This window comes from Mitsuaria sp. TWR114, from assembly GCF_007997345.1.
Genome location: NZ_VOSR01000766.1, coordinates 1 through 4,643 on the forward strand (window position 1 = coordinate 1; position 4,643 = coordinate 4,643).

Sequence of the window (4,643 nt, forward strand, 5' to 3'; positions counted from 1 at the left end):
CGACGCGCCGGCGCTGGCCGCGGCGGATGTCGGCCTGGCGATGGGCGGCGGCACCGACGTGGCGATGGAAGCCGCCGGCATCACGCTGATGCGGGGCGACCCACGACTGGTCGCCGACGCGATCGCGCTGTCGCGCGCGACGGTCGCGAAGATCCGCCAGAACCTGTTCTGGGCCTTCATTTACAACCTGCTGGGCGTGCCGCTGGCGGCGCTGGGACTGCTGAGCCCGGTGATCGCCGGCGCGGCGATGGCGCTGTCCAGCGTCTCCGTGCTCGGCAACGCGCTGCTGCTCAAGCGCTGGAAGGGATCCGCCCGATGACCGCCGCCGCCCCGATGAGGACCCGCGCCGCCGGCGCCAGGCACCGCCGCGACGAGGCGGCCGACGCCGGCAACGGCGTGCCCGCCAACGACGCCGCGCCGCTGACGATCGGCCAGGCGGCCGAGCGCTCCGGTGTCTCGCCGAAGATGCTGCGCCATTACGAGTCGCTCGGCCTGCTGCCGCCGGTGGCGCGCACCGGCTCGGGCTACCGCCTCTACGGCGAGAAGGAGGTGCACACGCTGCGCTTCATCCGCCGCGCGCGCGACCTGGGTTTCTCGATGGCGGAGATCGCCGAGCTGCTCAAGCTCTGGCAGAACCGCCGCCGCGCCAGCGGCCAGGTCAAGCGCATCGCCGAGGCCCACATCGCCGACCTGGACCGCCGGCTGGCGGAGATGCAGGCCATGCGGCGCGCGCTGGCCGAGCTGGCCCGCTGCTGCCACGGCGACGACCGCCCCGACTGCCCCATCCTCGACGACCTCTCACAAGGAGCCCTCCCATGAGCGTCCCCCTCGACCCGGCCATCGGCCCGCATGCCGACCCCGTCCCCGCCCGCTGGGAGCGCATCGGCGCGCACCTGGGCGATGTCGGCGGCCTGAGCATCCGCCGCGCGATTCCCACCGCCAAACGCCGCATGATCGGCGCCTGGTGCTTCCTGGACCACGCCGGCCCGGCCGACCTCACGCCCGAGACGGCGATGCGCGTCGGCCCGCATCCGCACACCGGGCTGCAGACCTTCAGCTGGATGATCGAGGGCGAGGTGCTGCATCGCGACAGCCTGGGCTCCGAGCAGATGCTGCGGCCCGGCCAGGTGAACCTCATGACCGCGGGCCGGGGCATCAGCCACACCGAGGAATCACAGTCGGACCGCCTCCAGCTGGCGCAGCTGTGGATCGCGCTGCCCGACGCGGTGCGCCATCGCGAGCCGGCCTTCCAGCACTTCCCGGAACTGCCGTCGTTCGCCACCGGCGGCTTCGAGACGATGCTGCTGGTGGGCGAGTTCGGCGGCCAGCGCTCGCCGGTGCCCAGCCACACGCCGCTGCTGGGCATGGACCTGAGCGCGACGCGCGCCGCCGAAGCGACGCTGCCGCTGCATCCGGACCACGAGTACGGGCTGATGGTGCTGGAGGGCGAGCTCTCGGTCACGCTGGACGGCGAGTCCGCCGGCGCCAGCAAGCCCGGCGAGCTGCTGTACCTAGCGCCGGGCGCGCAATCGCTGAAGCTGCTGTCGGGCGGCGGCAAGAGCCGCGCGCTGCTGCTGGGCGGCCCGCCCTTCGGCGAGCCGGTGCTGCTGTTCTGGAACTTCGTCGGCCGCAACCGCGAGGAAATGCAGGCCTATGCCGAGGAATGGAACAGCCGCGAGGACGGCGGCCGCTTCGGCGCGGTGCAGGGCTTCGACGGGCCGCGGCTGCTGGCGCCCGTGGTGCCGCCGCTCAAGACGCCGCGATGAGAAGTCGCGGGCGGGGCGCGCGTCCCCGCCCGCGGTCGGCTTGTCGGGCCGACGCCGGCGACCCGGGAGGGTCGCTGGCGGCGCGTCGAGTCGGACCGGGGCTCAGGCGAACTTGCCGGCCTGGAAGTCGCGCACGGCCTGGAGCAGCTCGCCTTCGGTGTTCATCACGAACGGGCCGTACTGCGCGATCGGCTCGCCCAGCGGCTGGCCGGCCACGAGGATGACGCGCGCGCCTTCCTCCGACGCGGTGAGCCGCACGCCGTCCGAGCCGGCCGTGTTGGCCAGGATCGCCATCCGGCCGCTCGGCACCAGGCAACCAGTGTCGAAGCGCAGCGCCCCGCGGTACACGTACACGAAGGCGTTGTGCGACTCGGGCAGCGCCTGCTCGAAGCTCGCGCCGGGCTCGAGGCGGATGTCGAGGTAGGTCGGCTGCGTCGCGTCGCGCTGCACCGCGCCCGCCACGCCCTGGCTCTGGCCCGCGATGACGCGCACCGTCGCGCCCGGCAGCGCCAGCTCGGGGATCTCGGCGCTGGTGATGTCGCGGTACCAGGGGTCGCGCATCTTGTCGCGGCCCGGCAGGTTCAGCCACAGCTGGAAGCCTTCCATGCGGCCTTCCTGCTGCTCGGGCAGCTCCGAATGGATCACGCCGCGACCGGCGGTCATCCACTGCACGCCGCCCGGACCCAGCAGGCCTTCATGGCCGGCCGAGTCGCGATGGCGCATCCGGCCTTCCAGCATGTAGGTCACGGTCTCGAAGCCGCGGTGCGGATGGTCGGGGAAGCCGGCGATGTAGTCGTCGGCATCGTCGGTGCCGAAGGCGTCCAGCATCAGGAAGGGATCCAGGCGCCGCTGCAGGTCCTGCGTCAGCACGCGCGTCAGCTTGACGCCGGCGCCGTCGCGGGTGGCCCTGCCCTGCACCAGGCGCTCGACCTGGCGGGGCGTCCGAAGAGGGGTGGCAGGGGTGGCGGCGGTCATGGTGGATCCTTTCCAGAAGGGGGGAGTGTCGAACGAGGGGGAGAGGCCCTTCCCCCGGAGGGGCCCACCCGCATCGGGTGGGCAACGGTCAAAAACGGTCGAAAGCGGTCGAGCTCAGGCCGGCTGCGCTTCGCCGAACAGCGCGGCGATTTCCTCACGGGCGACCGCCAGGCCCTTGGCCGCGGCTTCCTCGCCCATGTTCAGGCCCTCGGCCAGCACGAACTTCACGTCGGTCATGCCCAGGAAGCCCAGCGTCACCTGCAGGTAGGGAACGATGTTGTCGGTCGGCTGGCCGCGGTGCACGCCGCCGCGCGAGCTGACGACGATGACCTTCTTGCCGGTGACCAGGCCGACCGGGCCGTTGGCGCCGTAGCTGAAGGTGACGCCGGCGCGGGCCACGGCATCGATCCAGTTCTTCAGCTGCGAGGACACGCCGAAGTTGATCATCGGCGCGGTCAGCACGATCACGTCGGCGGCCTGCAGTTCGGCGATCAGCTGGTCGTTGAACGCCACGCGGTCGGCCTGCGCCTGGCTGCGGGCGTCGGCCGGGGTGAACAGCGCGCCCAGCGTGGCCTCGTCCATCGGCGGCAGCGGGCGCACCGCCAGGTCATGCACCACCGTCTTGGCACCGGGGTTGCGCTCGACCAGTTGCTGGACCACTTCATTGGCCAGCAGGGTCGAGACCGAACCCTGGCCTTCATGCAGACGGCGGGCGCTGGAATTGATCTGGAGGATGTTCATGGTGCGTTTCTCCGGGCGTTTCGGCTGAATCAGCCGGGGTGTGATGGGATGGAATGAACTGTATTGATCCCGCCTCGACACCAGAAGACGCCGTACTGGATAAGATTGTTCCATTGGACGAACAATCCACCGCTCCCCCTCCCTCCCCTCTGCTCTTCCCTCGTTCCCTCCTCTGTCCCCTCTTCGACGGATGCCCCCATGAGCCTTGATGCCGACGACCTCCTCGTCTTCGCCCGCGTGATGGAGAGCGGCAGCTTCAGCCGCGCGGCCGAGCGGCTGCAGTTGCCCAAGTCGACGGTGTCGCGGCGGATCGCGGCGCTGGAGGAACGGCTGGGCGAGAAGCTGCTCCAGCGCAGCACCCGGCGGCTGACGCTGACCGAGTTCGGCCAGGGCGTGCTCGAGCATGCGCGGACGCTGGCGGGCGAGGTGGACGGCGCGCTGGCGCTGGCGCTGCATCGGCAGCAGCGCCCCACCGGTCGGCTACGGGTGTCGATGCCGGCGGACTTCGCGCACCAGATGCTGACGCCGATGCTGAGCCGTTTCGTCGGCGACTACCCGGAAGTGCAACTCGAGCTGGACCTGTCGCCGCGGCGCGTGGACCTGATCGCGGAAGGCTTCGACATCGCGGTGCGCATGGGCCAGCTGCCGCCGGACAGCCAGTTGGCGGCGCGTCGGCTGGCGATCTTCAGCAGCGGGCTGTACGCGTCGCCGGCCTACCTGCAGCGCCATGGCGAGCCCCAGCTGCCCGAGGGCCTGCTCAGCATGCATGGCCTGATGATCCTGGGCCGCGCCGGCGAGCCGCTGCCGTGGCACCTGTCCGGGATCGTCGACGGCAAGGCCGACCAGCGGACGGAGTGGGTCGGCGTGCCGGACAGCCGCACGCTGGTGAACGCGCCGGACATGCTGCTGCACATGGCCCGCGCGGGGCTCGGCATCACCTGGGTCGGCAACCAATACGCGCAGGGCTTCGTCGACCGCGGCGAGCTGACGCGCGTGCTGCCGCACTGGTGCGCGGAGCCGTCGACCTGCTGGGCGGTGTTCCCGCAGCGACGGCTGATGCCGCTGCGCACGCGGCTGTTCCTCGACGCGATGGCCGCGGAGCTCGCGCCCTTCGACCAGGCGGCGATGTACGGGCTCTGAGCGTCGCCGTCGCGGCGGCGC

The 4,643-nt window shown here is 71.6% G+C and carries 5 protein-coding genes and 1 pseudogene; 4 read left to right on the plus strand and 2 right to left on the minus strand.

The annotated features are described in order from the left end of the window. The 3 genes and pseudogenes from FUT87_RS23900 to FUT87_RS23910 all read left to right on the plus strand — a co-directional run. A pseudogene (locus FUT87_RS23900) lies at positions 1-319 on the plus strand (copper-transporting ATPase); the annotation flags it as partial. Beyond that, positions 316-819: a Cu(I)-responsive transcriptional regulator gene (gene cueR, locus FUT87_RS23905; RefSeq protein ID WP_091719999.1), complete on the plus strand. Its 504-nt coding sequence runs from the start codon at positions 316-318 to the stop codon at positions 817-819. The pseudogene FUT87_RS23900 and the gene cueR, both read left to right, overlap by 4 nt. Beyond that, positions 816-1,766 (plus strand): pirin family protein, encoded by a 951-nt coding sequence (locus FUT87_RS23910; RefSeq protein ID WP_091719996.1) that lies wholly within the window; start codon positions 816-818, stop codon positions 1,764-1,766. Before cueR ends, FUT87_RS23910 begins: the two co-directional genes overlap by 4 nt. A 102-nt stretch (positions 1,767-1,868) precedes the next feature. On the opposite strand, the gene FUT87_RS23915 is transcribed toward FUT87_RS23910, so the two are convergent. Next, the gene (locus tag FUT87_RS23915; protein WP_147242607.1) at positions 1,869-2,741 is read right to left on the minus strand and encodes a pirin family protein; all 873 of its coding nucleotides are present in this window, start codon (positions 2,739-2,741) and stop codon (positions 1,869-1,871) included. A gap of 114 nt (positions 2,742-2,855) precedes the next feature. Beyond that, complete coding sequence (locus tag FUT87_RS23920; RefSeq protein WP_091719988.1) at positions 2,856-3,482, minus strand: FMN-dependent NADH-azoreductase; 627 nt, start codon at positions 3,480-3,482, stop codon at positions 2,856-2,858. 198 nt (positions 3,483-3,680) lie between these two features. Between FUT87_RS23920 and FUT87_RS23925 the strand changes: the two genes are divergently transcribed. Then, positions 3,681-4,622: a LysR family transcriptional regulator gene (locus tag FUT87_RS23925; RefSeq protein WP_147242608.1), complete on the plus strand. Its 942-nt coding sequence runs from the start codon at positions 3,681-3,683 to the stop codon at positions 4,620-4,622. The last annotated feature ends 21 nt before the right edge of the window (positions 4,623-4,643 follow it).